The sequence below is a fragment of the Streptomyces sp. NPDC048277 genome, from assembly GCF_040652235.1.
In the GTDB taxonomy this organism is placed as follows: Bacteria; Actinomycetota; Actinomycetes; order Streptomycetales; family Streptomycetaceae; genus Streptomyces.
Genome location: NZ_JBEZLQ010000009.1, coordinates 185,089 through 210,015, shown reverse-complemented (window position 1 = coordinate 210,015; position 24,927 = coordinate 185,089). Strand labels below are relative to the sequence as shown.

The 24,927-nt window shown below is 71.1% G+C and carries 21 protein-coding genes; 7 read left to right on the top strand and 14 right to left on the bottom strand.

From position 1 onward, the window contains the following. Window positions 1-5 precede the first annotated feature (5 nt). Both AB0D85_RS21335 and AB0D85_RS21330 read right to left on the bottom strand, forming a co-directional pair. Complete coding sequence (locus AB0D85_RS21335; RefSeq protein WP_362322338.1) at window positions 6-1,079, bottom strand: pectinesterase family protein; 1,074 nt, start codon at window positions 1,077-1,079, stop codon at window positions 6-8. 39 nt (window positions 1,080-1,118) lie between these two features. After that, the gene (locus AB0D85_RS21330; RefSeq protein ID WP_362322336.1) at window positions 1,119-2,798 is read right to left on the bottom strand and encodes a rhamnogalacturonan lyase B N-terminal domain-containing protein; all 1,680 of its coding nucleotides are present in this window, start codon (window positions 2,796-2,798) and stop codon (window positions 1,119-1,121) included. A 199-nt stretch (window positions 2,799-2,997) separates the two neighbouring features. Here AB0D85_RS21330 and AB0D85_RS21325 point away from each other — a divergent pair, with 199 nt between their 5' ends. Both AB0D85_RS21325 and AB0D85_RS21320 read left to right on the top strand, forming a co-directional pair. Beyond that, window positions 2,998-4,056 carry a rhamnogalacturonan acetylesterase gene (locus AB0D85_RS21325; RefSeq protein WP_362322334.1) on the top strand — a complete coding sequence of 353 codons (1,059 nt, stop codon included), beginning with the start codon at window positions 2,998-3,000 and terminating at the stop codon, window positions 4,054-4,056. An 87-nt stretch (window positions 4,057-4,143) separates the two neighbouring features. Next, complete coding sequence (locus tag AB0D85_RS21320; RefSeq protein WP_362322332.1) at window positions 4,144-5,856, top strand: DUF2264 domain-containing protein; 1,713 nt, start codon at window positions 4,144-4,146, stop codon at window positions 5,854-5,856. Here AB0D85_RS21320 and AB0D85_RS21315 read toward each other — a convergent pair. The 4 genes from AB0D85_RS21315 to AB0D85_RS21300 form a co-directional block, all read right to left on the bottom strand. Continuing rightward, the gene (locus AB0D85_RS21315) at window positions 5,801-7,186 is read right to left on the bottom strand and encodes a hypothetical protein (RefSeq protein WP_362322330.1); all 1,386 of its coding nucleotides are present in this window, start codon (window positions 7,184-7,186) and stop codon (window positions 5,801-5,803) included. The genes AB0D85_RS21320 and AB0D85_RS21315 overlap by 56 nt on opposite strands. 54 nt (window positions 7,187-7,240) lie before the next feature. Beyond that, on the bottom strand, window positions 7,241-7,924 hold the full coding sequence (locus AB0D85_RS21310; protein ID WP_362322328.1) for an alpha/beta hydrolase: 684 nt from the start codon (window positions 7,922-7,924) through the stop codon (window positions 7,241-7,243). Further along, window positions 7,917-8,507, bottom strand: a complete 591-nt coding sequence (locus tag AB0D85_RS21305) for a TetR/AcrR family transcriptional regulator (RefSeq protein WP_362322326.1) — start codon at window positions 8,505-8,507, stop codon at window positions 7,917-7,919. The genes AB0D85_RS21310 and AB0D85_RS21305 overlap by 8 nt, the downstream gene beginning before the upstream one ends. Before the next feature lie 74 nt (window positions 8,508-8,581). After that, the gene (locus tag AB0D85_RS21300; RefSeq protein WP_362322324.1) at window positions 8,582-9,682 is read right to left on the bottom strand and encodes an endo-1,4-beta-xylanase; all 1,101 of its coding nucleotides are present in this window, start codon (window positions 9,680-9,682) and stop codon (window positions 8,582-8,584) included. An 82-nt stretch (window positions 9,683-9,764) separates the two neighbouring features. On the opposite strand from AB0D85_RS21300, the gene AB0D85_RS21295 reads away from it, so the two are divergent. Beyond that, entirely contained in the window at window positions 9,765-11,024 is a 1,260-nt protein-coding gene (locus AB0D85_RS21295; RefSeq protein ID WP_362322322.1) for an MFS transporter, read from the top strand. Window positions 11,025-11,037: 13 nt separating this feature from the next. Here the strand turns inward: AB0D85_RS21295 and AB0D85_RS21290 are convergent, their stop codons facing one another. The 5 genes from AB0D85_RS21290 to AB0D85_RS21270 form a co-directional block, all read right to left on the bottom strand. Next, entirely contained in the window at window positions 11,038-11,838 is an 801-nt protein-coding gene (locus AB0D85_RS21290; RefSeq protein WP_362322320.1) for an ABC-2 family transporter protein, read from the bottom strand. Window positions 11,839-11,843: 5 nt separating this feature from the next. Continuing rightward, window positions 11,844-12,647 (bottom strand): ABC-2 family transporter protein, encoded by an 804-nt coding sequence (locus AB0D85_RS21285; protein ID WP_362322317.1) that lies wholly within the window; start codon window positions 12,645-12,647, stop codon window positions 11,844-11,846. A 2-nt stretch (window positions 12,648-12,649) separates the two neighbouring features. Continuing rightward, window positions 12,650-13,675 (bottom strand): ATP-binding cassette domain-containing protein, encoded by a 1,026-nt coding sequence (locus AB0D85_RS21280; RefSeq protein ID WP_362322315.1) that lies wholly within the window; start codon window positions 13,673-13,675, stop codon window positions 12,650-12,652. Window positions 13,676-13,856: 181 nt separating this feature from the next. Further along, window positions 13,857-15,092, bottom strand: a complete 1,236-nt coding sequence (locus tag AB0D85_RS21275) for an ROK family transcriptional regulator (RefSeq protein ID WP_362322313.1) — start codon at window positions 15,090-15,092, stop codon at window positions 13,857-13,859. A gap of 140 nt (window positions 15,093-15,232) precedes the next feature. Next, window positions 15,233-16,486: an FAD-binding protein gene (locus tag AB0D85_RS21270; protein ID WP_362322311.1), complete on the bottom strand. Its 1,254-nt coding sequence runs from the start codon at window positions 16,484-16,486 to the stop codon at window positions 15,233-15,235. A gap of 108 nt (window positions 16,487-16,594) precedes the next feature. On the opposite strand from AB0D85_RS21270, the gene AB0D85_RS21265 reads away from it, so the two are divergent. The 4 genes from AB0D85_RS21265 (at window position 16,595) to AB0D85_RS21250 (ending at window position 21,957) form a co-directional block, all read left to right on the top strand. Then, window positions 16,595-17,602, top strand: a complete 1,008-nt coding sequence (locus AB0D85_RS21265; RefSeq protein WP_362322309.1) for a hydroxyacid dehydrogenase — start codon at window positions 16,595-16,597, stop codon at window positions 17,600-17,602. A gap of 52 nt (window positions 17,603-17,654) precedes the next feature. Then, a complete protein-coding gene (locus AB0D85_RS21260) occupies window positions 17,655-18,722 on the top strand; it encodes a LacI family DNA-binding transcriptional regulator (protein WP_362322308.1) in 1,068 nt (355 codons plus the stop codon). A gap of 95 nt (window positions 18,723-18,817) precedes the next feature. Further along, window positions 18,818-20,149 (top strand): radical SAM protein, encoded by a 1,332-nt coding sequence (locus tag AB0D85_RS21255; RefSeq protein WP_362322306.1) that lies wholly within the window; start codon window positions 18,818-18,820, stop codon window positions 20,147-20,149. A 308-nt stretch (window positions 20,150-20,457) separates the two neighbouring features. Next, complete coding sequence (locus tag AB0D85_RS21250; protein WP_362322304.1) at window positions 20,458-21,957, top strand: cellulose binding domain-containing protein; 1,500 nt, start codon at window positions 20,458-20,460, stop codon at window positions 21,955-21,957. Window positions 21,958-22,049: 92 nt separating this feature from the next. Here the strand turns inward: AB0D85_RS21250 and AB0D85_RS21245 are convergent, their stop codons facing one another. The 3 genes from AB0D85_RS21245 to AB0D85_RS21235 are packed head-to-tail and all read right to left on the bottom strand — an operon-like array spanning window position 22,050 to window position 24,918. Then, entirely contained in the window at window positions 22,050-23,051 is a 1,002-nt protein-coding gene (locus tag AB0D85_RS21245) for an ABC transporter substrate-binding protein (RefSeq protein WP_362322302.1), read from the bottom strand. A 47-nt stretch (window positions 23,052-23,098) separates the two neighbouring features. Continuing rightward, window positions 23,099-24,127, bottom strand: coding sequence for an ABC transporter permease (locus tag AB0D85_RS21240; protein ID WP_362322300.1), 1,029 nt, complete (start codon window positions 24,125-24,127; stop codon window positions 23,099-23,101). After that, window positions 24,124-24,918, bottom strand: a complete 795-nt coding sequence (locus AB0D85_RS21235; RefSeq protein WP_362322298.1) for an ATP-binding cassette domain-containing protein — start codon at window positions 24,916-24,918, stop codon at window positions 24,124-24,126. The genes AB0D85_RS21240 and AB0D85_RS21235 overlap by 4 nt, the downstream gene beginning before the upstream one ends. Window positions 24,919-24,927: the final 9 nt, after the last annotated feature.

Sequence of the window (24,927 nt, the reverse complement as noted above, 5' to 3'; positions counted from 1 at the left end):
AGGCGTCAGCCGACCGGATTCCAGCCGTCCGTGCCCGCCAGGTACTTCTGGGCCGTGTAGGTCGCGGCCTGTGCGTCGGTGAGCTGCGGGCGGTTGGAGTTCACACCGGCGCCAACCCCGGTGTTCCTGTACTCGAAGAAGCGGGCGTTCTTCCAGGAGTAGCCGCTCATGTCGGTCCACGGTCCGGCGGTCTTCACGGCTGCCGGCAGGGAGGTCTGGCGGATCACCAGCTGCCCGACGGCGTCGGCGGTCGGATGCCAGGGGCGGCCCAGGTAGTAGGTGTTCGCCGCCGCTGAGCTGCTGATGGTGCTGCCGGTCAGCAGAATCCCGTACGTCTTCGCGGAGTTGGTGTTGGGCGCGGCGAGGAAGCCGTTGAGGCCGCCCGCCGCGGCGCCCGAGTCGCGCAGCTGAATGGTCACGCGGTCGTAGACGGCCGTCGCGTTCCCGAAGACGAAGTCCACGTCCCCGGTGACGAAGGACGAGGTGAAGTACTGCCGGTACTGGCCGGTCGCGGACGGCGCCCAGTTCAGCAGGGTGTCCTGGCGGCTGATGAACCGGTCGTTGCGGAAGGTCTGCCGGTCGCCCTGCGCGGTCACGGCGACGGCCTGGGTGTCGGTGATCCCCGGGTGGGCGGCCCTGTCGAAGGTGTTCTGGACCGTGAGCCCGCTGACGGTGAGGTTGTTCGCGGAGAAGGTGGCCACCGAACTGCCCAGCGTGCCGTACTTGGTGCCGCTGGAGTCGGTGTAACCGGCCGCGCGGTCGTAGGTGATGACGACGTCCTCGGCGTTGCCGGTGGCCCCCTTGAGGGTCAGCCCGGTCTTGGTCGCCGGGACGTTGACGATCTCCTGGTAGGTCCCCTTCGCGACGGAGATCGTGTCGCCGGAGGAGGCCGCGTTCACCGCCGCCTGGACGGTGGTGTACATCCCGGAGCCGTCCTTGGCGACGGTGAGGACGGACGCGGCCCGGGCCGGGCCGGCCAGCGACACCGCGGCGAGCCCGAGGGCCGCCGCGGTGCCGGTGGCGAGCGCCACGGTGCGGCGCCGTGCGGGGGCGGGGGGTTGCTCGTGGGAAGCGGTCATGCCCTCAGGTCGCCGCCCGGCCGCGGAGGGTTGCCGGGTTCAGGCGAGCAGGTCGATCGCGTCGACCGAGGTGCCGGCGCTGAGGAAGGACGTCGTCCCCGAGCCGCTCGCCACGTAGATCTTCAGCGTGTTGTAGGCACTGGTGTCCGTCAGCCAGGCGGACGCCGGGACGCTGTAGGTGAACGTGTAGTTGTTGCCCCGGTACGAGCCGACGGTCAGTGAGCGGGTGCTCGGCTGGGTGGGCGGCGAGGGGACGGCGGAGGTCCAGGTGTCGTTGACGACGACCTGCGGCCTGCCGTTCGCGTAGGCCGTCGTCACACCGATCCTGAGGGTGTGCGCGGCGGCGGCCTGGGCGGCCGTCAGCTTGAAGTAGACGATGATCCCGCTGTTGACGTCCTTCCACAGATAGCAGGGGAAGGCCGAGGTCTCGGTGCCGCTGCCGATCACCACGTTCCCGGTCCAGGACGAGGCCCGGACGTCCGAGGGATGCGCGTACGTCATCAGGTCGGCGTTCTTGAACCCGCTCGGCGTGCCGTCCCAGTTGTTGATCCGCCAGATCGCCGAGGCGTTGCTGGGGTCGTTGGAGGACGGGACGGCGATCGTGTTCAGGGTGGTCGTGGCACCCGCCGTCACGGTCACCGAGCCGGTGTAGACGGCCAGTTCGCCCTTGAAGACGGTGAGGGTGTACGTCCCCGGCAGCACCCCCGCGATCGAGAAGTAGCCGTCCGACGAGCGCGCCGAACCCCAGTACTGGGCGGCCGAGTTGGCGAGTCCGACTGTGTACGCGTACGCGGTGTCCCGCCCGCTGATGCCGACGCCCGCGACCCGGCCGCGGCCGCTCGCGGAGACGTACCCGGAGATGCCGAGCGAGTCCGCCCAGGAGGTGGTGAGGGTGCCCGCGTACAGCGAGGAGGAGGGCGCGCCGCCGTCCGTGAGGGCGATGACGTACGGGCCCTGGAGGCCGAAGCGCTCCGACTCGGTCTGGTTCTCGCCGTAGTACAGGATCTCGTACAGCCCGCCGCCGTCGGCGCTCTGGTGGCGCAGCAGCGAGCGGTAGAACGGGCCGCCGGAGGCCTTCTCGTGGTTGCTGCGCACGATCCACAGGCCGACGCTGCCGGTCGTCCAGCCGATGTAGTTGTAGTCCATCACCCGCAGCTTCGAGTAGTGCTTGGCGCGGGTCTGGCCGTCGGACTTCTCGAAGATGTCCGCGGACTCGATGACGGTGGGCGCGTAGGTGTAGGAATCCGGCTCGTCGTTGAGGAAGAGGCCCGCCTTGACGCGCACGATGTAGCGGGTGGCGGTGACCGAGTCGTCGGCCTTGTTGGTCCACAGGTAGACGTTGTTCTCGCCGCTGCGGGCCGCGTAGTAGTGCTTCAGCGTGCCGTACGCGACCGAGATCAGGATCGTGGAGCCGGACTGGGCGATCGTCACGGTGGAGGTGCCGAGGCCCGACTCGACGTGCGAGTTCTTGCCGCCGTAGCCCTGGTACTCGGTGCCCTTGTAGACCAGCGAGGTCAGGTCGCCGTTGGTCTTGCTGACCTTGAAGACCAGGCTGGCGCCGGTGTCGACGACGTAGTTGGAGCCGTCGTCCGACCAGCCGAAGCTCGCCGCCGAGGCGGTCTGCGCCAGCGGTCCGGCGAGTGCCGCGGTACCGGCGGCGGCCGCGCTGCCGAGGACGAAGGTGCGGCGTCCGAGCGATCTCCCGTTGGAACCGGACATGGGGGTGCCTCCTTCGGTGGAGCGGGGGTGCGGGTGTCCCCGAGAGTGGCAGTTGAATCGATTTCGCGAAAGGGCTTTCGCCTTCATGGAGTTGGCAATCTTGTGAAAACGGTCCAAGGTCTAGAAAGCGCTTGTGAGTGGCGGTACGGTCCCCGCCAGGCCCTGTCGGTGTGACTGTCCCGTGACGGAGGAGTCCCGAGTGAGACGTTTCAACGGTGTTCGTGTCGCCGCCCTCGCGGCGGTCGTCCTCAGCGCCTGCCTGACGGCCGCTCCCGCCGCCCAGGCCCACGACCGGCGGCCACCCCTCGGCATCGAGAACTGCACCGCCACCGCCTGCCACTTCGACGTCCCGCCCGGGAACTACGACGTGACCGTCCGGCTCGGCGGCGAGAGCGCCTCCAGCACGAGCATCAGCGGGGAGACCCGGCGCTCGCTGCTCCCCGAGACGGCCACCGCGGCCGGGCACCACGTGACCCGCGGCTTCACCGTGAACGTCCGCACCCCCGAGGGCGAGCCGACCGGACCGGACGGAACTCCCGGCCTCGACCTGGTGATCGGCGGCTCCGCACCCGCCCTCGCCGACATCCGGGTCGCCCCCGCCGCCCGGCACACCCGGCAGCTCTTCCTGGTCGGCGACTCCACCGTCTGCGACCAGCCCGCCGACCCCTACTCCGGCTGGGGCCAGCAACTCCCGCAGTTCCTGCGCAAAGGCGTCGCCGTCGCCAATTACGCCGACTCCGGTGAAAGTACGGTGACCTATCTCCAGAACCCGCAACTCTGGGGTACCGTCCAGCCGTTGATCCGCCCCGGTGACCTGGTCCTGATCCAGCTGGCGCACAACGACAAGACCACGGACGAGGTCACCTACCGGACGAATCTCCAGACCCTCGTCGCGGGCGTACGGGAGAAGGGCGGGCGGCCGGTGCTCGTCACGCCGATCGTGCGCCGCTGGTTCAACGCCGACGGCACGCTGAACAATGACATCGCGCTTCTGGTCAACGGGCTCGGCGTCAATCATCCTGAGGTGATCCGCTCGGTCGCCGCCGCCGAGGACGTTCCGCTGATCGACCTCACGGCGAAGACCAAGGCGCTGGTGGAGTCCCTCGGCGTGGAGGGCTCCAAGGCGCTGTACCTGTACAACGAGAAGAAGGACAACACGCACACCTCCGCGTACGGCGCGACCGTCTACGCGGGCCTGGTGCGCGACGAGCTTCTCGCCCAGCACCTGGTGCCCCGGGGCACCGTGCGGGCGGGATGAGCCCCTGGGGCGTCCCGACCGGAACCGGGGCGCCCCAGGTTCGACGGTACGAGCAGTTCCGTACGGTACGAGCGAGAAAGAGCCCCGATGCAGCTGCCCCCCGAGGACCGCGGTCACAGCCCGCGCACCGGCTACACCCGCGCCCACTGGGAGGCCGCGGCCGACGCCCTGCTCGCCGCCGTGGAGCCGTACGCCACCCCGGACCGCGCCCTCTACCACTTCCCCGGCGACCACGGGAGCTGGTCCGGCCGGCTCTCCGACGGCCTGGAGGGCTACGCCCGCACCCTGCTCCTCGCCGCCTTCCGCCGCGACGAGACCGCGCTCCAGCGGTACGCGGACGGCCTCGCCGCCGGGGTGTCGGGAGTCTGGCCGCGCATCGAGGACCGCAGCCAGCCGCTCGTCGAAGCCGCCTCCGTCGCCCTCGCCCTCCGGCTGACCCGCCCGCTGCTGTGGGACCGGCTCGACGACGCCGTACGACAGCGCGCGGCCGCCTGGCTCGCCGACGCGCTCACCGCCGAACCCTGGCCCTGCAACTGGGAGTTGTTCCCGGTCACGGTCGGCGGCTTCCTCGCCGAGATCGGCCACGAGACCGAGGCCGCGCACAAGGCGGTCGACCACGGACTGGCCCGCATCGAGGAGTGGTACGTCGGCGACGGCTGGTACACCGACGGCGACGGCCGCAAGTTCGACTACTACAACGGCTGGGCGATGCACCTCTACCCGGTCCTGCACGCCTGGCTCGCCGACGACCCGGCCCTGCTCGACCTGTACGGCGGCAGGCTCGCCCGGCATCTGGACGACTACGCCCGCCTGTTCGGCGGCGACGGCGCCCCGATGCACCAGGGCCGCTCCCTGACCTACCGCTTCGCGACCACGGCCCCACTGTGGCTGGGCGCGCTCACCGGCCGCACGCCCCTGGCCCCCGGGGAGACCCGCCGACTGGCCTCCGGAGCGCTGAAGTACTTCCTGGACCGGGGCGCGGTGGACGACCACGGGCTCCTGACCCTCGGCTGGCACGGCTCCAACGCGGCTGTCCTGCAGGGCTATTCGGGCCCCGCCTCCCCGTACTGGGCCAGCAAGGGCTTCCTCGGCCTGCTGCTCCCGCCGGACCACGAGGTGTGGACGGCACCGGAGGAACCGGCCCCGGCGGAGCGCGCGGACGCGGCCACGCCGATCACCCCCGCCAACTGGCTCCTCCAGTCCACGTGTTCGGACGGCGTGGTCCGCCTCCACAACCACGGCAGCGAGGACGTCCGCTACGACCCCTACTACACCCGGCTCGGCTACTCGACCGTGACGGAGCCCTCGGCGTCGTACGACAACAGCGTGATCGTGGGCGACGACCCGAGCCGCACGGGGATCGAGCCGCTGGGCGTGGGGGAGGGCTGGGCGGCGTCGCGGCACACGGTGTCGGAGGGCGTGACCGTGACCAGCCTGGTGGTGGTCGAGGGGGCGGTGGAGGTGCGGGCGCATCTGGTCGCGGGAGCGGCGGCCGGAACGCCGGTACGGGTGACGGGATGGGCGGACGTGAGGGCCGAACTGGCCCCGGTGGCCGGCCTGTCGGAGGAGCTTGCCGGAGTGACGGACTCGGCGGCGGGCACGCTTTTTGTCGCGCTCGCCCGGCTGACCCGGGACCCGGACCCCCTGCCCCTCACGGATCTGGTGTCCGTGACGGTGCAGGGGGACCAAGGAGCCTTCGACCTGATCGTCCGCTGGGCGGGCGGCGGGGTCGGTCACTTCACCTTCACGGCGTCAGACGGGCGATCCGCAGGGTCGTGGTGGTCGGTGACGCCCCGGTGAGCGGGGTGCCGTAGGTCGGGGTGACGGGTGCGTACGCCCATGTGAGCGTGCCGTCCTTGAGGACCGCGATGTCGCCGGTGATCCGTGTGTTCACGACCTTGTCGGCGCTGACGAAGGTGCCGCTCCAGTTGACCAGCCGCAGATGCGTGCCGGTGAACGTGCCCGTGCAGGTGCCCGCCGAGCACTTGGCGTTCTTCAGGGACTCCCAGGAGACCAGGAGCTTGTCCTTGCCGTAGGGGGCGACATGGACGTTGACGTTCTCGACCGTCTTGGCGCCGGTGAGGTAGATCGCCTTGCCGGGGCCGGAGTTGCGGTTCTTGAGGAACGCGATCGCGACCTGGTGGGTGGCGGTCTTCGGGGTGACCGACCAGCCGCGGCCGCTGCTGTCGGCGGGGTTCTTCTTCGCGGAGGCCGCGCCCCGGGAGGCGAACGCGGTCGCGTACCTGCCGGTGGACGACTTCACCAGATCACCGGTGCGACTGGGGAAGGTACCACCGCAGTACCCTGCCCAGCACTGCTCCCGCTGGACCACCGGGGCCACGTCCGGGGCGCCGATGCCGGTGGAGACGAACAGGCCCGAACGCCAGTCGTCGAAGCAGAGGGACGTGAAGGCGCCGGAGCTCTCGGCGTGCAGGGCTATGCCCTCGTTGTGGCTGCAGCCCCAGTCCCAGCCGCCGCTGAGCTTCGTGCCCTTGGCGCTGACGTACGCCAGCTTGTCGCCGAAGTGCCCGTCGGCGAAGCCGCCCGCGCCGTGCACGACGAAGTAGGCGCCGTACTTGGAGCCGTTCCAGGTGAGCTGCCCGTCGAGGGTGGGGGAGGTGTCGTGGGAGGCGGTGCCGGTGAGCTTGGTGGACCAGGTCTTCTTGCCGCCGGTGTAGCGGACGATGGCGGCGGCCGTCTCCTTCCACTTGTTGGTGTCGGAGACCCGGGTGAGCAGCGCGAAGCCGTCGTTGTGGGCGACCAGCCCGCCGACCTCCTTGGCGCCCTTGACGACGGTGTCGGCGCCGGACCGGGTGCCGGTCGCGGTGAGCGGGGTGACATGGACGCCGTCGGCGGCGGGCCAGGCGACGCGGAGGGTGCCGTCGGGGGCGACCGCGGTGGCGGTGCGGTTCCACTCCCGGGTGTTGTTGTAACCCGCCGAGAGGTAGGGGTACTTGGCGCTGAGGCTCACCGCCGTGGACGTGACCTTGAGGTCCGGGGTCGTCGTCGCGCCTGCGGTGGTGGCGTACCAGGCGCCGGCGAGCAGGCCGCCGGCCGCCAGGGCACCGATCGCGGGCTTGCGGAAGGCGCGGACCCGGCGGTGACGTGTAGTGCGTGGTGCGGTTGTCATGCCCTGTGGTTGCCGCCGGGGCCCGGAAGGTTGCCCCGCCGGGACCTTGTTTTTTCAAGCCGGCAGGATCTGCGTGATCCGGTCCGCGAACGCGCCGGGGTGTTCGGCGGTGCCCAGATGGCCGCCCGGGAACTCGACGAAGGCGCCGCCGGTGTGCTCGGCGGTGAACTCCGCTGTCTGGTGTAGGAGTTGGCCGTGGGAGTCGGTACCCGCGGCAAGGGTGAGGCGGGGCAGTCCGGTCGGCGGCCGGTAGGTGGTGAACGGGCGCAGGACATGCGCGAGGAAGACGGAGAACGGCGTCACCTCCGCCACGGAGTCCGGCCGCCCGCCGTCGAGTTGCGCGATCAGCTCGGCCCGCAGCCGCTCCCCGTCCGGCAGCAGCGTGACGCACGGCGGCTCGTGCGCGATGACGTGCCGCAGCCGGCCGGGGTGGCGGGCCAGCAGGTCGAGGGCGACGATGGCGCCGGCGCTGGTGCCGAACACGTACGCCGACTCGCCCTCCGCCACCACCTCCTCCAGGACCCGGTGCGCGCCCTCGCTCCAGTCCGCCACGCGCTGGTCGGCGAACGCGTCCCCCAGATGACCGTGGGCGAGGCCCAGCGGGTCGTACGTCACGACCGTGAAGCGCGCCGCGAGGCGCTCCGTGAGCGGGCCCAGTCCCATGGGGTGGCCGGCGCCGCCCGGGACGATCAGCAGGACCGGGCCGGTGCCGATGACGTCGTAGTGCAGGTCAGCCATGATGGTCGGTCCTCTCACGGGGCCAGTTCTCGAGTGCGGTGTGCAGGGCGTCGATCGCCCGGTCCCAGGAGGCGCGGACATCGCGCGGCGCGTTGAAGCCACCGGAGGCCTCCAGCGCGCAGTAGCCGTGGAAGGCCGCCCGCAACAGGCGTACGGCGTCGGTGAGATCGGGCTCGGTCAGGCCGTAGCCGCGCAGCATGCCGTAGGTGATCTCCACCGTGCGGCGCATGGCGGGGGCGTCGGCGTCGACGAGGGCGGGGTCGATACGGATCTGGGTGGCCGCGTAGCGGCCGGGGTGGGCAAGGGCGTAGGCGCGGTAGGCGCCGGCGTAGGCGGCCAGCGCGTCCCGCCCGGAGCGCCCCGCCACGGCGACGGCGATCCGGTCGATCATCTCGCCGCCCGCGAGCAGCGCGATCCGGTGCCGCAGGTCCTGGAGACTCCGCACGTGCGAGTAGAGACTCGCGTCCTTCACCCCGAACCGCCGGGCCAGCGCGGACAGCGAGACCTGCTCGAACCCGGCCTCGTCGGCCAGCTCGGCAGCCGCCGCGACCAGCCGGTCGGCGGTGATTCCGGCACGGGGCATGTGACACCTCCCTGGGATTCCCAGGTGGAATCCTAGGGGCTCCAGGTTTCGCCGCCCAAGTGATTATCCGCGGCTCACGCCTTCGGATCGAGCCCCTTCGACAGGCCCGTGTAGGCGGGCTTGGCCGTGTACCTCTCGTCGAACGGGAGGGCCGCCCCGTATCCCGTGAAGGTGCTCGGCACCCAGGAGTACTTGTCGGTGATGCCCCACACCGTGACACCCGCGCAGCGAGGGACGCCGAGGCAGTTCTCGCTCGCCGTCTTGTAGTCCTTGGACTGCTGGGCGAGTTCGGCGGCGGAGGCCGGCAGCGGGATGCGCACGTCGAGTTCGGTGACCGACACCTCCAGGCCCAGGTCGGAGAAGCGCTTGAGGTTCGCCTTCATCGTGGACGGCAGCTTGCCGACCACGAAGTGGGACTGGAAGCCGATGCCGTTCAACGGGACGCCCTGCGCTAGGAGCTGCTTCGCCAGGGCGTACAGGGCGTCGCTCTTCGCGTTGTCCGCCTCGATGTTGTAGTCGTTGATGTACAGCCTGGCCGCGGGGTCGGCCGCGTGGGCCCACTTCAGCGCGTTCGCGATGTAGCCGGTGCCGAGCTTGGTCTGCCAGAGCGAGGAGCGCATCGAACCGTCGTCGTTGAAGGCCTCGTTGACCACGTCCCAGGCGTAGACCCTGCCCTTGTACCGGCCGACCTCGGTGTCGATGTGGCTCTTGAGGATCGAATTCAGCTGGGTGGCCGAGAAGTCGCCGTTCCTGAGCCAGGACGGCAGCTGGGAGTACCAGACCAGGGTGTGGCCGCGCACCCCCTGCTTGTGGGCGGCCGCGTGCGCCACCAGCCGGTCGGCGGCGGCCCAGTCGAAACCGCCCCGAGTCGGCTCGACCGCGTCCCACTTCATGGCGTTCTCCGCCGTCACCGAGTTGAACTCCCGGTCCAGCACGGCGGTGTAGGAGGAGTCGGAGGTGAGCGCGGAGTCCCCGACGGCCGTGCCGATCCGCACGCCCCGCGCGTCGGCGTATCCGCGCAGCGTGGTGGCGGCCGAGGCACCGGGGGTGAGCTGGGGGAGGGCGTAGACGCCGGTGGCGACCAGCAGGCCGGCCGCGGCGAGCGGCAGCGGACGCAGGACGCGGCGCCGGCGGCGGTGGGAGGAGGGTGAGGGGGTGCTGGCTTGCGTGGACACGGCTTCTCTCCTGGCGGACGGTTCGTCGTGTACCTGTCGCCGCCGCGCGGCATAAGGTTGCCGGGAGACGGAAGGGGGAGCCGTGACGTACGGGGCGCGGCGCGTGGCGAGAGCGGTGCGGGAGCGTCCGGCGGACGGCCAACCGCTCTGGAGACAGCGGGACTTCGGCTTCTTCTGGCTCGCTCAGACCCTCTCCGTCCTCGGCGACTCCTTCAGCCTGGTCGCGCTGCCCCTGCTGGTCCTCCAGGCGACCGGCTCGGTGGCCCGGATGGGCCTGCTCACCGGCGCCGGCGGCGCCGCGATGGTGCTGGCGGCGGTCTTCGCCGGGGTGGTGGTGGACCGGGTCGACCGGCGCAAGCTCCTCATCGCCTGCGATCTGGTGCGGATGGTGCTGTACGGCCTGGTCCCGCTCGTCTGGCTCGCCGGACCGCGCCTCTGGCTGCTCTATGTGGTCCTGCCCCTGTGCGAGGCCGTCGGGATGCTCTTCGCCGTCGGGTACGTCACCGTCGTCCGCGGACTGGTCGGCACCGGCCGGCTCACCGAGGCCAACGGCCGGTTGAACGCCACCGCCGCCGCGGCCGGCGTCCTGGGACCACTCGGCGCGGGCCTGGTCGCCGCCTGGGCCGGACCGGCGAACGCCGTGGCCGTGGACGCGGCCAGCTACGCCGTATCGGCGAGCTGTCTCCTTCTCGTACGGGTCCGGGAACGTGCCGGGGACGACCGGTCGCCCAAGGGCACGAGCATGTGGCGCGATCTGCGCACCGGGGTCTCCTACCTCGTCCGTCATCCCGTGCTGCGGTCGGTCACCGGGCTGCTCGCGGTCTTCAGCTTCCTCAGCCTCGGCATCAACGACCTGCTCATCTACCACCTCAAGCACGACCTCGGCCACGACGACGGCACGGTCGGCACGGTGCTGGCGGTCGGCGCCGTCGGCACCATCGCCGGGGCGCTGCTGGTGGCCCGGCTCCGGCGCCGGCTGGGCTTCGGGCCGACCTGGATCGGTTCGATCGCCGTGTGCGGGGCGGCCTTCGCCGGGCTCGGCCGGGCGGGCACGGTACCCGCCGTGGCCGCCCTGAGCGCGGTCTACCTGGCCTGTGTGGGCGTGGCGGGCACCTGCTCCATGTCACTGCGCCAGGAGATCACTCCCGAATCCCTCCTGGGCCGTGTCACCTCCGCCCACTGGACCCTCCAGTACTCGCTCGCCCCGGTCGGCGCGGCCGTCCTCACCTGGGCGGCCGAGCGGTACGGCACCACCCGCGTGGCCGCCGTCGCCGGAGCCTGCTGCACCCTGATCGCCGTCGCGGGGCTGTGCACCCCGATCCGCCGTGCGGGCCGGGGCTGACAGAGCGGGAGGATCAGCCGTTCACCCCCGTGTAGTGGCCCAGCGCCCACCGCCACAGCCACCTCGCGGCCAGGTAGGCGAGCAGACCCAGGAGCGGTGAGCTCGCCGCCAGCCAGTACGGGGCGCCGGTGCTGTGGCCGTGGCCGGTGAGGACCGCCGCCGGGAAGTAGGCGACGAAGGCGAGCGGGAGGCCGTAGGTCAGGAAGCCGCCGACCGCCCGGGGCAGGACGTTGAGGGGGTAGCTGCCGAAGGTGCCGAGGAGTTCCTCCAGCCAGCGGCCCCAGTAGTCGGCGGCCGGGAACCGCAGGGAGGCCGAGGCCACCACCGTGAACAGGGCCGCCTCCAGGAGCATGCCGCCGAGGACCGCGGCGATCAGATACGCGGTCCGCCCCGCCGTCCAGTCCAGGTGGCTGCGGCTCAGCGCGCCCGCCATCAGGCCCACCGCCACCGTCAGGTCGCCGATCGCGTTGGTCGGGAAGAACTGGAGCTGGACCTGGCGGTAGACCGGCATCGGACGCAGCAGATACGCGTCGATCTTGCCCTCCTGGATGTGCTGGCCCAGGCCGTGCACCCGGCCAAGGAAGAGCACGAACAGACCGTGGGCCAGCATCCGGGTCGCCGGGATGAGCAGGACGTCCGAGCTGTCCCAGCCGCCCATCCCGGTGAACCGGGTCAGCAGCACGGTCGCGAACACGATCACCGACACCTGCCAGACCGCCCCGACCGCGATCATCATCAGGAACTCGGCGCGGTACTCCAGCTGGGCACGGAAGTTGAGCTGGGTGATCCGCCACATGATCCGTACGGAGTTCATGGACGTCAGCCTCCCTGTGAGACGACTCGACGGGCGGCCCGCCGCCACAGCAGCCGGGTGAGGGCGCTCAGCGCCACCACCCAGGCCACCTGGACGCCGAGCTGGAAGCCCGCCTCGGACAGTGGAATACGGCCGACGTACAGCGACAACGGCACGTTCAGCGTGGCCTGGAAGGGCAGGAAGGAGCTGAGTGTCAGGAACCAGTGCGGAAAGAACCAGAGCGGCGCGTACACCCCGGACATCAGGTTCTGCGCGAAGATCAGGATCAGCAGGGCCGCCGTGTTGCGCATCGTCCAGAAGCACAACTGGTTGATGAGCAGCATGATGTAGTGCAGGACCCATTGGCCGAGGAGGAGACTGAGCGCGAACACACCCGCCACGGCCGCCGACTCGGGGGGTACCACGACCCCGGCCGCCAGGCAGATCAGGTATCCGGTCAACGCCCAGGCGAGGCCGTACAGTTGCTCGCCCAGTGCGCGCAGCGCGTAGTAGCGCTGCGGGGAGAGCGGACGCAGGTACCAGTAGACGATCGTGCCGTAGTACATGTGCTGCACGATCGTGTCCCGGGCCGCGTACTGGTCCAACTCGCGCAGGCGGGAGGCCAGTACGGCCAGCACGGCGAAGGTGACCGCCTGGTCGCGGGAGAGTCCGGCGGTCGTGCCGGTCTGGGCGTACAGGCCGTGCCACAGGGACGCGACCAGCACCACCTGCACGGTCAGCCGCAGCAGCGCGGCGGTGATGCGGGGCGGGGTGTACAGCTCGCCGAGCGGGGTGACCCGGGCGGCGCGCCAGGCGTACGTCAGGGCCATCGTCAGACCGCCTCGGCCTCGGCCGCGGCGCCGATCCCGGCCCTGGCCTCGGCGTAGGCCGCCCGCATGACGTCCTCCAGGTCCGCCTCGTCCACCGCCACGCCGGTCACCTCGTACCGTTCGATGACCAGCTTCAGCGCCTGGTGGACGGTGGGTGCGGCCGGGCCGTCCGGGCCGAACACCACCTGCGGGCCGTCCCGGCGCACCAGGGTGATGCCCGGCAGCGGGCCGACCGGGGTGTGCGGGTCGGCGAGGGTGGCCCGTACCTGCCAGGTCGAGCCGAAGTCGCGGCGGATCTCGTCCAGGGTGCCGTCGAGCACCAGCCGCCCGTGGTTGACCAGCACCACCCGCTCGGCGAGCCGTTCCACCTCGGTCATGTCATGCGTGGTCAGCAGGACGGTACGGCCGCGCTCGGCCACCTGGTACCGCAGGAACTCGCGGACCTGCTCCTTCACCACCACGTCCATGCCGATGGTCGGCTCGTCCAGGAAGACGACCGGCGGATCGTGCAGCAGCGCGGCCGCGAGGTCGCAGCGGACCCGCTGGCCGAGCGAGAGGTGCCGCACCCGGGTGTCCCAGAAGGCGGAGAGTTCGAGAAGGTCGTCGAACTCCCTGAGCCGGGCGGCGTGTTCGGCCTTCGGCACCTCGTAGATGTCCCGCAGGATCGCGAACGACTCCCGCACCGGCAGGTCCCACCAGAGCTGGGTGCGCTGCCCGAACACCGCCCCGATGTTGCGGGCGTTGCGCTCCCGCTCCCGGTACGGCACCACACCGGCGACCCGGGCCTCGCCGGAGGTCGGGGTGAGGATCCCGGTGAGGATCTTGATGGTGGTCGACTTGCCCGCGCCGTTCGGGCCGAGCAGGGCGAGGAGTTCGCCCGGGGCGACGTCGAAGGTGATGTCGGAGACCGCGTGCTTCGCCACGCGCTCGGGGTTGACCAGGGACCGCAGGGCGCCCGCGAAGCCCGGGCGCCGGACGGTGGTGTGGAAGGTGCGCGACAGACCGCGGACCTCGATGTTTCCGGGCACGCTGGGGGACTCCCTCGTTCCGTACACGACGTACGGCCGGCCGGTTTGAGAGGCCGACCGGCCGCGGATACGTCACGACGGTCGCAGAGCGCCGAATAGCCCGGCAATGGATTTATGGACTCGCGATTTGGACTATTCGATCACCGCGCGGGCGGCCTCGCGCCGGGGGAAACGGCGGTGGTCAGCGTGCTGAAGGTGCGGTACGGACGGTCCGTCCGCCGTTCCGCAGCCCCACCGACCGCAGCGCGCCCTCCAGCGCGAAGGTGGCCGCGCCCAGGCACACCGGGTCGGTGGGGATGGGGGAGAGCACGATCTCCGTGGCGGCGAACGGCCGCCCCAGCGCATGCCGCCGGACGGCCGCGCGCACCTCGTCGAGCAGCGGTTCGCCGAGTCTGCGGGCCACCCAGCTGCTGAGCACGACCAGTTCGGGGTTGAGCAGGTTGACCAGATTGGCGATGCCGGCGCCGATGTAACGGGCCGTGTCCCGTACGACCTCGAGCGCGACCGGGTCGCCGTCCGCCACGCCCCGGGCCAGCGCGTCGATGGTCGCGGTCTGGTCGTCGGGGTGCAGCAGCGGGCTCTGCGGGCTCGTCTCCCGCAGGTTCAGCATGATTCCCGGCGCGCCGACATACGTCTCCACACAGCCGTGGTTGCCGCAGTGGCAGGGCCGCCCGTCCAGCACGAGCGTCGTGTGCCCCCACTCGCCCGCGCTGTTGCTGACGCCCCGGTGCAGCCGCCCGCCGAGCGCGAGCCCGGCGCCGACACCCGTGCCGAGGTTCACCACCACGGTGTCCCCGCGCCCGCGCGCCGCCCCGAACCACTGCTCGGCCACCGCGCAGGCGCGCAGCGGATTGTCCAGGTGGAGGGGGTAGGCGATGTGCTCGGAGAGCAGGTCGAGCAACGGCACCTCGTGCCAGTCCCAGTTGGGCGCGTACTCGGCGATGCCCGTGTCCCGGTCCACCTGCCCGGGCACGCTCACCCCGACCCCCAGCACCCGCGCGCCCTCGATCCCGGCCTGTGCCACCACCGCGCCGATCGCCGCGGCGGCATGGCCCACCACCTGCTCGGGCCGGTTCTCGCCGGGGCGGATGTCCTCCTCGGCGCGGGCCAGCACGTTCAGCGCGAGGTCGAACAGCTCGACATGGACGTACGTCTCCGCGATGTCGACGCCGATCAGCGCGCCCCCCGACGCGTTGACCGCCACGAGTCCCCGGGGGCGTCCGCCGGCCGAGTCCTCGAAGCCGACCTCCGTGATCATCCGCAGTTCGAGCAGCTCGCCGACGAGCGTGGCGACCGTGGCCAGGCTCAGCCCGGTGACGGCCGCCAGTTCCTGCCGGGAGGTGGGCGACTCGGCGATGATGTGCCGCAGTACCTCGTAGCGGTTCGCGGTGCGGATGTCCCGTGATGTGTGCTTCACGCGGCGCAACGCTATGGGCTGGGAAGCGCTTTCGACAAGGACTTACAAAAAGGGCTTTATTAAGCCTTAACCCGGACCGGTTCCCAAGCCTGCACCCCACCCGGCCCACCCGGCCCATCCAGCCCGGCCCGTCCCGCCGGTCAGCCGCCCAGTACATCCTGTACGAACGGGTTCGCGAACTTCCCACCGGGGTCCAGGGTCCGGGCCAGGGCGCGGAAGTCGGCGAGCCGCGGATAGCGGCCGTGCAGCGCCTCGCCGGCGGCGGTGTACACCTTGCCCCAGTGCGGACGCGGATCGAACGGCTCCAGCGCCTCCTCCAGCCGGCGCACCACCGGCAGCACGGCCGCCGTGTCGTCGGTCCAGGTGAAGTGCAGGGCGACCGAGTCCCGGCCGTGGGCGGGGCTGAGCCACTGCGGATCGGATGCGATCGTGCGCACCTCGCAGGTCTGCAGGACGGGGGAGACCGTCTGCCGGATGCCGTCGACGGCATGCAGCGCGTCGAGCGCCGCCGCCCTCGGCAGCAGGTACTCCGACTGCAGCTCGTCCCCGCTGCTCGGGGTGAACTCGGCCCGGAAGTGCGGGAGTCGCTCGTGCCAGGGTCCCGGGACCCCGAACTGCTGGGTGCAGTTGGTGCCCGGCATGCCCGGCACCGGGTGCATCGCCTCCGTCGCGGGCGCGGCCCACCCGAAGTCCACGGCCGGCCGGTCGGTGCGCCGCTTCACCCACACCTGCCGGAACCCGGGCTCCCGCCAGTCGGTGAACAGGCTCACGCTGTACGCGGCCCCGGACACGGCCGCGAAGTCCAGCCCCTCCAGGGGCAGTTCGACGTACACGGTCTGCTCGACCTCGTACGCCGGCTCCAGGTCGAGCGTGAGCGCGGTGACGACCCCGAGCGCGCCCAGTGAGGTCACCGCGCCGTCGAAGCGGCTGTCCCCACGGGCCACGGACTCCGTCGAGCCGTCGGCGAGGAGCAGCTCCACCTCCCGTACGGTCGCCGCGAGCGGTCCGTTGGCCACGCCGGAGCCGTGGGTGCCGGTGGCGACGGAACCGGCCACCGAGATGTGCGGCAGCGAGGCCATGTTGGGCAGCGCCAGGCCGTGCGCGTGGACCGTCCGGGCCAGTTCGGCGTACCGGACCCCGCCCGCGACCCGGACCGTACGGGCCGCCGTGTCCACCTCGACGGCCGGCGGCAGCCCGGCGATCGAGACCAGCACGCCCTCCGGGCCCGGATCGGCGATGCGGTTGAAGGAGTGCCCGCTGCCCAGCACCCGCACCCGCGCACTGCCGGCCACCAGCGACCGGAGCGCGTCGAGCGACTGCGGGCGGTGGAACTCCTTTGCCGTGTACGTGATGTTGCGCGCCCAGTTGGTGACCGTCTGCGCCGAGTCTGCCATTCCTGCCGTCCCTCCGGAGAGTGCGTGTCCATTGACCCTCTCATTCGCCGAGACCTACGGTAGAGACCGGTTGCTATCCGCGCGTCACCGAGCCGGAAGGTCACTTCCTTGCCCGAGCGTCCCCAGGCATTGTTCGCCATGACAGCCCAGAACGTGCCGCACATCTTTCCGCCGGAGGCGCTCGCGCGGCTGCGCGAGTGTGTAGAAATCGATCCCACTCTGGTGGCACACGACTTCACCGACCCCCGGGTACGGGAGACGCTCGCCCGCACCGAGGTCCTCGTCACCGGCTGGGGCTGCCCGGTCCTCGACGCGGCGGCCCTGGACGCGGCGCCCAGACTGCGCGCGGTACTGCACGCGGCCGGCTCGGTGAAGGGGTTCACCACGCCCGAGGTCTGGCGACGCGGAATAGCCGTCTCCTCGGCGGCCGCCGCCAACGCGCTGCCGGTCGCCGAGTACACCCTCGCGATGATCCTGCTCGCCGGGAAGGACGTCTTCGCCTTCCGCGACCTGCTGCGCACCCGGCGCACCTTCCCGTACGGCGACATCCTCCCCGGGATCGGCAACTTCCACCGCCGGGTGGGCATCGTCGGCGCCTCCCGCATCGGCCGTCGGCTGATCGAACTCCTGCGCCCCTACGACCTGGTGGTCAGCCTCGCCGACCCCTATGTCGACGAGGCGGAGGCCACGCGCCTCGGCGTCGCCCTGCTGCCGCTGGACGAGCTGCTGCGCACCTCGGACATCGTCACCGTGCACGCCCCGCAGACCCCCGAGACCCGGCACCTCCTCGGCGCCCGCGAACTCGCCCTGCTGCCCGACGGATCGGTCCTGATCAACACCGCGCGCGGCTCGCTCGTCGACCACGACGCCCTGATCGGGGAACTGCGCACCGGCCGCCTCACCGCGATCCTGGACGTGACCGACCCCGAGCCGCTGCCCGCCGACTCCCCCCTCTTCGACCTCCCGGGCGCCTTCCTCACCCCGCACCTCGCGGGCTCGCAGGGCAACGAGGTGGCGCGGCTCGGCCTCACCGTCGTGGCGGAAGCCGAACGGCTGCTGGCCGGTGACGAGCTGCGGTACGCCATCGACCAGTCGGTCCTGGAGCGGGCCGCGTGACGGCCGTCTCGTAGGGTGACCTGAACACGCGAGGAAGGGGAGCCGAGCGGTGGTGAAGAAGACACAGCCGGCGCCGAACGGGGACGCTTCGACGGTACGGGACGTGGCCGCGCGGGCCGGGGTCTCGGCGTCGACCGTCTCCCGGGTGCTGGGCGGCACCTACCCGGTGGCCGCCACCACCCGCGCCAGGGTCCTCAAGGCCATGCGCGAGCTGGACTACGTGGTCAACGCGCACGCCCGCGCGCTCGGCGGCGCCACCAACAAGACGGTCGCCTTCGTCGTGGACGACGTCACCGGCCCCTTCTACGCGCACATCGCCCGTGGGGTGGAGGAGCAGGCCTCGGCGGAGGGCCGGCTCTGCATGCTCTGCACCACGCACGGCGACCCGAGGCGCATCCTCGCCGTCGTCGAGACCATGCGGGAGCAGCGGGCCGACGCGGTGATCGTGGTGGGCGGCGCGCTGGAGGACAAGGCCTACCACGACCGCATGACCCACTTCGCGCACGCCCTGGACCGCGCCGGCTCCCGGCTCGTCCTCGTCGGCAGACCACCGCTCGGCCCGGGCGTCCCGGCCACCGTCGTCGACTACGACAACGAGGGCGGCGCCTTCGCCCTCACCGGCCATCTCCTCTCCGGCGGCCACCGGCGCATCGCCTACCTCGGCCGCGTACCCGGCCTCTCCACCAGCGCCCAGCGCATCGCGGGCTACACCCGCGCCCATGAACTCCTCGGCCTCGCCCCGGACCCGGAGCTGATCCTCGACGGCGTCTTCTCCCGCTCCTTCGGCTACCAGGCGGCCCGCGAACTCCTCGCCTCCGGGCGGGAGTTCACGGCGATCTTCGCGGCCACCGACATGATCGCCACGGGCGTGATCCAGGCGGTACGGGAGTCCGGCCGCCGTATCCCCGAGGACATCGCGGTGGCCGGGTACGACGACATCCCGGTCGCCCGCGACGTCCACCCGACACTCACCACGGTCCACGTGCCCCAGGAGGAACTGGGTCGCGCGGCCGTCCGCCTCGCCCTCCACCGCGACGAGCTCCCGGACGGGCAGCACCTGGTGCTGGGGACACATGTGGTGCTGCGGGAGTCGACGCGACGGGGGACCGGGCCCGGCTGACCCGCAGGACGCCACACCCGGCCCCCGCTCCCACCTCCGCCGCCGGAGGGGCATAACGTGAGGAGTCGAACGCCTGAGCCGGGAGGAGAAACGGGATGGGCAGCCGTACCGCGCTGGTCGAGGATCTGATGGAGAGGTTCCCGCACGTACCACGGGAAGCCGTCTTCAAGGAGGACCTGCTCCGGGGCGGTGTCGCCTTCGACCCCTCCGCGCTGAGCGACAACGAGAGCGGCGAGGTCAAGCCGAAGTCGTACTTCATCTTCTCCTTCGACCACGGCACCCTGCCCGAGCTGGGCGAGGCCGCGCTGCGCCGGCCGCCGGAGGAGATCATCCTCACGGGCGGGCCGTACGACCTGCGGCGGACCGTGGTGTCGGTGCGGGTGAACCCCACCTCGCCGTACCGGGTGGCCGCGGACGACGAGGGGATGCTCGGGCTCTACCTCGACGGAAAGCGGATCGCCGACGTCGGGGTGCCGCCGATGCCGGAGTACTACCGGCACAAGCTCTCCAACGGGAAGTCCGTGATGGAGGTCGCCCCGACCATCCAGTGGGGCTACCTGATCTACCTCACCGTCTTCCGGGTCTGCCAGTACTTCGGCGCCAAGGAGGAGTGCCAGTACTGCGACATCAACCACAACTGGCGCCAGCACAAGGCGGCCGGGCGGCCGTACACGGGCGTCAAGGACGTGGAGGAGGTCCTGGAGGCGCTGGAGATCATCGACCGGTACGACACCGCGAAGACGTCCACCGCCTACACGCTCACCGGCGGCGCGATCACCAAGACCGTCTCCGGGCGTGACGAGGCCGACTTCTACGGCCACTACGCCAAGGCCATCGAGGAGCGGTTCCCGGGCCGCTGGATCGGCAAGGTCGTCGCCCAGGCGCTGCCGCGCGAGGACGTGCAGCGGTTCAAGGACTACGGCGTGCAGATCTACCACCCCAACTACGAGGTGTGGGACGAGTACCTGTTCAAGATGTACTGCCCCGGCAAGGAGCGGTACGTCGGCCGCGACGAGTGGCACAGGCGGATCCTCGACTCCGCCGAGATCTTCGGCGCGCGCAACGTGATCCCCAACTTCGTCGCCGGTGTGGAGATGGCCGAGCCGTTCGGCTTCAAGACGGTCGACGAGGCGATCGAGTCGACCACCGAGGGCCTGCGCTTCTTCATGTCGCACGGCATCACCCCGCGCTTCACCACCTGGTGCCCGGAGCCGACCACCCCGCTCGGCAAGGCCAACCCGCAGGGCGCGCCGCTGGAGTACCACATCCGGCTGCTCCAGGCCTACCGGCAGACGATGGAGGACTTCGGGCTCTCCTCGCCCCCCGGCTACGGCCCGCCCGGACCCGGCCGCGCCGTCTTCTCCGTGAGCTCCTTCATGGACAGTCTTCCGGCGAAGGAGCAGGCGGAGGAGCCCGCGGAGCTCTGAGGACCAACGAGATTCACGAGAGGTGAAGGAGACTCACGAGAACGGTGAGTCGAATGGCGGTCGCCGTCCGTACAAGAGGCCGGAGTTGCGGAGCGGCCGGACGGCTGGGCGCAAGCGGTTGACGTGACGCCGGGGACCGGTGGTATGGGTGACGGGGAGAATCCGTGGCACGACCACCGGTAACCGGTTTTGAATATGCCGCTTGTCAGTTGTGCAGGGGACGTGAAAAGCTCGGGTCCTGCCGCGAGGTTCCCCCCAACTCCATTGCCAATATGGTGAGTTGACCTCGCTTTGGATGCAGGAGACCCATGCCCGACCTGCCGACCCCCCAGGACGCCGCCGAGGCAGCGCTGTTCTCCGAATGCTGGGACGCGGTGCTCTCCTACGCCGACCTGTGCACGTCCGGCTCCCTGACGGCCAATCAGCTGGCCACCGAGGCCTTCGCGCTGGGTATGCGCGAGGCCCGTGACACGGACTTCACGCCCCTCCGCGTCAACGGACGGCGCGCCGCCCGGCTGCCGATGATCCCGCTGCTGCTCACCGCGGTCCGCAACACGGCCGCCGGCTGGGAGGCCGAGGGACTGGGGCACAAGCTCGACCCGGACCTCCGGCTGTGGCTCAACTCCGAGAAGGCCGCGCGTTATACCGGGCCGCCGCTGCAGCGGCCCGTCGCGCTGCGCGGCCTCCGGGACATGCAGGAGGCGGACGCCGAACTGCTGTGGCTGGCCGAGGTGGAGGCGCTGCCGCTGCCCTCCGTGGCACGCCGGCTCGGCCTCGATCCGGTCGTCGCCGCCCAGGAGCTGGAGCAGGTACGCGGACTCTTCCGGGACCGCTGCCACCGCGCCCACCTCGACACGCCGATGGACGCCGAGTGCCGCAGCTACGCCCGGCTCCTCGACGCGGTCACCCGGTCCTCCTCCGCCGACACGCCCGAGGACCTCTCCCGGCACCTCGCCACCTGTGTGCAGTGCGCCGAGGCCGCCGCCTGTCTGCGGCTGCACGGCGGCGGACTGCCCGCGGCGCTCGCCGGCGGCGTCATCGGCTGGGGCGGCCTCGCCTACCTGGAGCGCCGTCGCCGCGCGGCCGAGGTACGGCTCGGCGCGGGCCGGCCGGGCGTCGCCGACCACGACGGCGGCGACCCCAGGGAGGGCGCCGGCCGGGGCAAGGTGCTGCGGCACGGTCTGCTCGGCGCCGCGCTGCTGATCTCGCTGGTGGCGCTCGGCGTGTCGATGATGCCGATGGGCGGCGGCTCCGGCGACGACACGGCCGCCGCCTCGCACGACGACCGCCAGCCGGTCGCCGACCCCACCTCGGTCGTCCCGTCCGCCGATCCGTCCCCGACGCACACGGCCTCCGCCGCCCCGTCCTTCTCGGCCACCGCGGGCAAGCCGGACGACAAGAACCCCGACCCGGAGCCCCAGGGCACCTCCACGCCGACGGCGAGCACCAGCCACAAGGCCACCGGCTCCGGCGGTTCGGGCGAGAGCACGGCGGCCACCTGCAAGGTCTCCTACGACCTGGTCAACCAGTGGAACGACGGCTTCCAGGCCACCGTCACCGTCTCCACCACCCAGGCCCTGGCCGGCTGGCGGGTCGAGTGGTCCTTCCGCGACGGCCAGAAGGTCACCCAGATGTGGGACGCCAGCGTCAGCCAGGACGGCTCCCGGGTCACCGCCGACGCCGCCGACTACAACCAGTCGGTCTCCGCGAACGGCACCCTGTCCTTCGGCTTCCTCGGCACCTGGAGCGGCAAGAACTCCTCGCCGTACGCCTTCACGCTGAACGGCGACTCCTGCTCGCTGAGCTGAGCCGCCCGCACGACCGGCGGCCGGGCGGACCCAAGAGGGTGGGTCCACCCGGCCGTTGACGGTCCGTCAGAGATCATTCGCCTGGCGGACTTTCAGCACTGCGACTTGTAGAAGTACTTGCTGACCGACGCGTCGTTCATGTTGTCCTTCGTGATCGCCACCATGTCGGTGCCGATGGACTTGCTGACCGACTTGCCCTCGAAGGCGTCGGCGAGCTGGTCCACCGCCTGCCGGCCGATCGCCGCCGGGTCCTGGGCGACCAGCACCTGGAGGGTGCCCGCCTTCAGGGAGGCGATCTCGTCCGGCTCGGCGTCGAAGGCGGCCACCTTCACCTTGCCCTCCTTGCCGGCCTGCTTCAGACCGGTGGCGATGCCCTGACCGGTGTTGGTGTTGCCCGCGAACACCCCGCCGAGGTCCGGGTGCGCGGCCAGCGTCGACTGGATCTGGGAGGCGGCGGTGGCCGGCAGGTCGTTGTCGTAGAGCGTGGGCAGCACCTTGATGTTCGGGTACTTGCCCATCTCCTCGGTGAAGCCCTTGATCCGCGCGTCGGTCGTCGACACACCGGGCTTGACGCTGATGACGATGACCGAGCCCTTCTCGTTCATCAGCTTGGCCAGCGCGTCGGCGGCGACCCGGCCGCCCTTCTCGTTGTCGGACGAGATCCGGGTGATACCGACCGACGTGTCGGTCACCGTCGTGTCGACCAGGGCCACCTTGGTGCCCGCCGACTGGATCTGCTTGAGCGACGGCGTCAGCGCGCTGGTGTCGACCGGCGAGATCAGCAGCCCGTCCGGACGGGCCGCCGCCACCGAGTCGAGGAGCGGGCGCTGCACCGACACGTCCCACTGCGCGGAACCGTCCGCCGTGAAGTCCATCCCCTTGGCCTTGGCCTCCTGTTGCGCGGCACAGGTCATGGTGATGTAGAAGGGGTCGCTCTTCACGCCCGTGATCAGCCGGACCTTCTTGCCCTTGGCGGAGCCCGAACTCCCCGAGCCGCCACTGTTGTTGGACGAACTGCACGCCGAGGCCGCGCTCAGGGCGAGGATCATGCCCGCCGCGACCAACAGCCCGCGCCTGCCGCGAATGTTCCACATCACAGAGTTCTCCTTGGTCCTGTGCGACTCAGACATGTGCGACTCAGTCATGCGCGTTCCCGGGTCTTCCTTCGCATCTGGTCGATGTAGACGGCCACGACCAGCACCACGCCCACCGCCACGTCCTGCCAGTACTGCTGGACGCCGATCACGATCAGCCCGGTGGTCAGCACCGCCGGGATGAACACACCGATCACCGTGCCCAGCACCGAACCCCGCCCGCCGAACAGGCTCGTTCCGCCCAGCACCACCGCGGTGATCACCTTGAGGTTGTCGGTGGAGTGCCCGGCGATCGACGTCGTGCCGTACGACGCCAGCCACATCACCGCGCCCAGCCCGGCCAGCAGCCCCATCAGCCCGTACACCTTCACCAGGTGCCGGCCCACCGGAATACCCGCCCGCCGTACGGCAGTCGGGTTGGAACCGATGGCGAGCGTGTGCTCGCCGAACCGGGTGCTGCCCAGCACCGCGCCGAAGATCGCGGTCACCACCGCGGCCAGGATCACCATCCACGGGATGCCGAGCAGCTTGCCGAAGCCGAGGCTGTTCTGCAGATGGGTGGAGGCCGCGCCGGCCGGGTCCTGGCCGCCGGTGGCGAGTTCGGCGATCCCCAGCGCCGCGCCGAGCCCGCCCAGCGTCACGATCAGCGGCGGCACCTTGCCGGTCGCCACCACCGCACCCTGCAACGCGCCCCACGCCGTGCCCACGGCCAGCGCGATCACCGCACAGAACGCGACCGTGCCCCAGCCCGAATCCGGCCCGCCGTGATGGAGGTTGTACTCGCCCGCCGCCACCGCGGCCAGCACCAGCACCGAGCCGATCGACAGATCGATGCCGGCCGTGATGATCACGAACGTCATACCGACGCCCAGCACCAGGTAGATGGCCGCGTTCACGGCGATCTGGGTGATGTCGTACGTGGTGAAGAACTTGCCCGGCGCGGCGATGGTGAAGAACGCCACCAGCGCCAGGAGGATCACAAAGGTCCACAGCTCGTTGAGGGTTGCGGCGCGCCGTAGCCAGTCGGGCACGGTGGCACGGCCGTCGACCGCCGCCTTCTGACTCTCCGCCGTCATTGTCCGCCCTCCGCGTCCTTGCCCCCGTTCGGGCCGTCCAGCGATCCGGTCATCGCCCCGACGAGTTCCTCGATCGTCGTGTCCGCGGCGGTGTACGACGCGACGCGCCGGCCCAGCCGCAGCACCTCCACCCGGTCCGCGACCGACAGCACCTCGGGCATGTTGTGGCTGATCAGTACGACACAGATGCCCCGGTCGGCGACCCTGCGGACGGTCTCCAGAACCCGGGCGCGCTGGACGACACCCAGGGCGGCGGTCGGCTCGTCCATGAAGATCACCTTGTGGGCGAAGGCGACCGCGCGCGCCACCGCGACGGACTGCCGCTGCCCGCCGGACAACGTTGTCACGGCTGCCGTCAGATCCTTGAGTTCGACGCCGAGTTCGGCGAAGGCCTTCACCGCCTCCCGGCGCATCGCGGGCCGGTCGAGGACGCCGATCCGCCCGAGCAGCCCCCCGCGCACGATCTCCCGGCCGAGATAGAGGTTGGCCGCCGCGTCGAGATCGGGGGCGAGCGACAGGTCCTGGTACACGGTCTCCACGCCGTGCCGCTGCGCGTCCATCGGCCCGGAGAACCGCACGGGCGCGCCGTCGAGGCGGACCTCGCCGGCGTCGGGGGCGAGCACGCCCGACAGGACGTTCACCAGAGTGGACTTGCCGGCACCGTTGTCGCCGATCAGGGCGACGACCTCGCCGGGGTATGCCGTGAAATCGGCGCCCGAGAGCGCCTGGACGTGGCCGAAACGCTTGACCACTCCATGTGCCGTGAGCAGTGGTTCCCTTGCAGAGGCCATGTTGTGCCT

Bases quoted from the DNA above. Each gene is read 5' to 3' on its own strand.
- AB0D85_RS21335 (WP_362322338.1), bottom strand. From the start codon at position 1,079: ATGACCGCTTCCCACGAGCAACCCCCCGCCCCCGCACGGCGCCGCACC.
- AB0D85_RS21330 (WP_362322336.1), bottom strand. From the start codon at position 2,798: ATGTCCGGTTCCAACGGGAGATCGCTCGGACGCCGCACCTTCGTCCTC.
- AB0D85_RS21320 (WP_362322332.1), top strand. From the start codon at position 4,144: ATGCAGCTGCCCCCCGAGGACCGCGGTCACAGCCCGCGCACCGGCTAC.
- AB0D85_RS21315 (WP_362322330.1), bottom strand. From the start codon at position 7,186: ATGACAACCGCACCACGCACTACACGTCACCGCCGGGTCCGCGCCTTC.
- AB0D85_RS21310 (WP_362322328.1), bottom strand. From the start codon at position 7,924: ATGGCTGACCTGCACTACGACGTCATCGGCACCGGCCCGGTCCTGCTG.
- AB0D85_RS21305 (WP_362322326.1), bottom strand. From the start codon at position 8,507: ATGCCCCGTGCCGGAATCACCGCCGACCGGCTGGTCGCGGCGGCTGCC.
- AB0D85_RS21290 (WP_362322320.1), bottom strand. From the start codon at position 11,838: ATGAACTCCGTACGGATCATGTGGCGGATCACCCAGCTCAACTTCCGT.
- AB0D85_RS21285 (WP_362322317.1), bottom strand. From the start codon at position 12,647: ATGGCCCTGACGTACGCCTGGCGCGCCGCCCGGGTCACCCCGCTCGGC.
- AB0D85_RS21270 (WP_362322311.1), bottom strand. From the start codon at position 16,486: ATGGCAGACTCGGCGCAGACGGTCACCAACTGGGCGCGCAACATCACG.
- AB0D85_RS21255 (WP_362322306.1), top strand. From the start codon at position 18,818: ATGGGCAGCCGTACCGCGCTGGTCGAGGATCTGATGGAGAGGTTCCCG.
- AB0D85_RS21250 (WP_362322304.1), top strand. From the start codon at position 20,458: ATGCCCGACCTGCCGACCCCCCAGGACGCCGCCGAGGCAGCGCTGTTC.
- AB0D85_RS21245 (WP_362322302.1), bottom strand. From the start codon at position 23,051: ATGTGGAACATTCGCGGCAGGCGCGGGCTGTTGGTCGCGGCGGGCATG.
- AB0D85_RS21240 (WP_362322300.1), bottom strand. From the start codon at position 24,127: ATGACGGCGGAGAGTCAGAAGGCGGCGGTCGACGGCCGTGCCACCGTG.
- AB0D85_RS21235 (WP_362322298.1), bottom strand. From the start codon at position 24,918: ATGGCCTCTGCAAGGGAACCACTGCTCACGGCACATGGAGTGGTCAAG.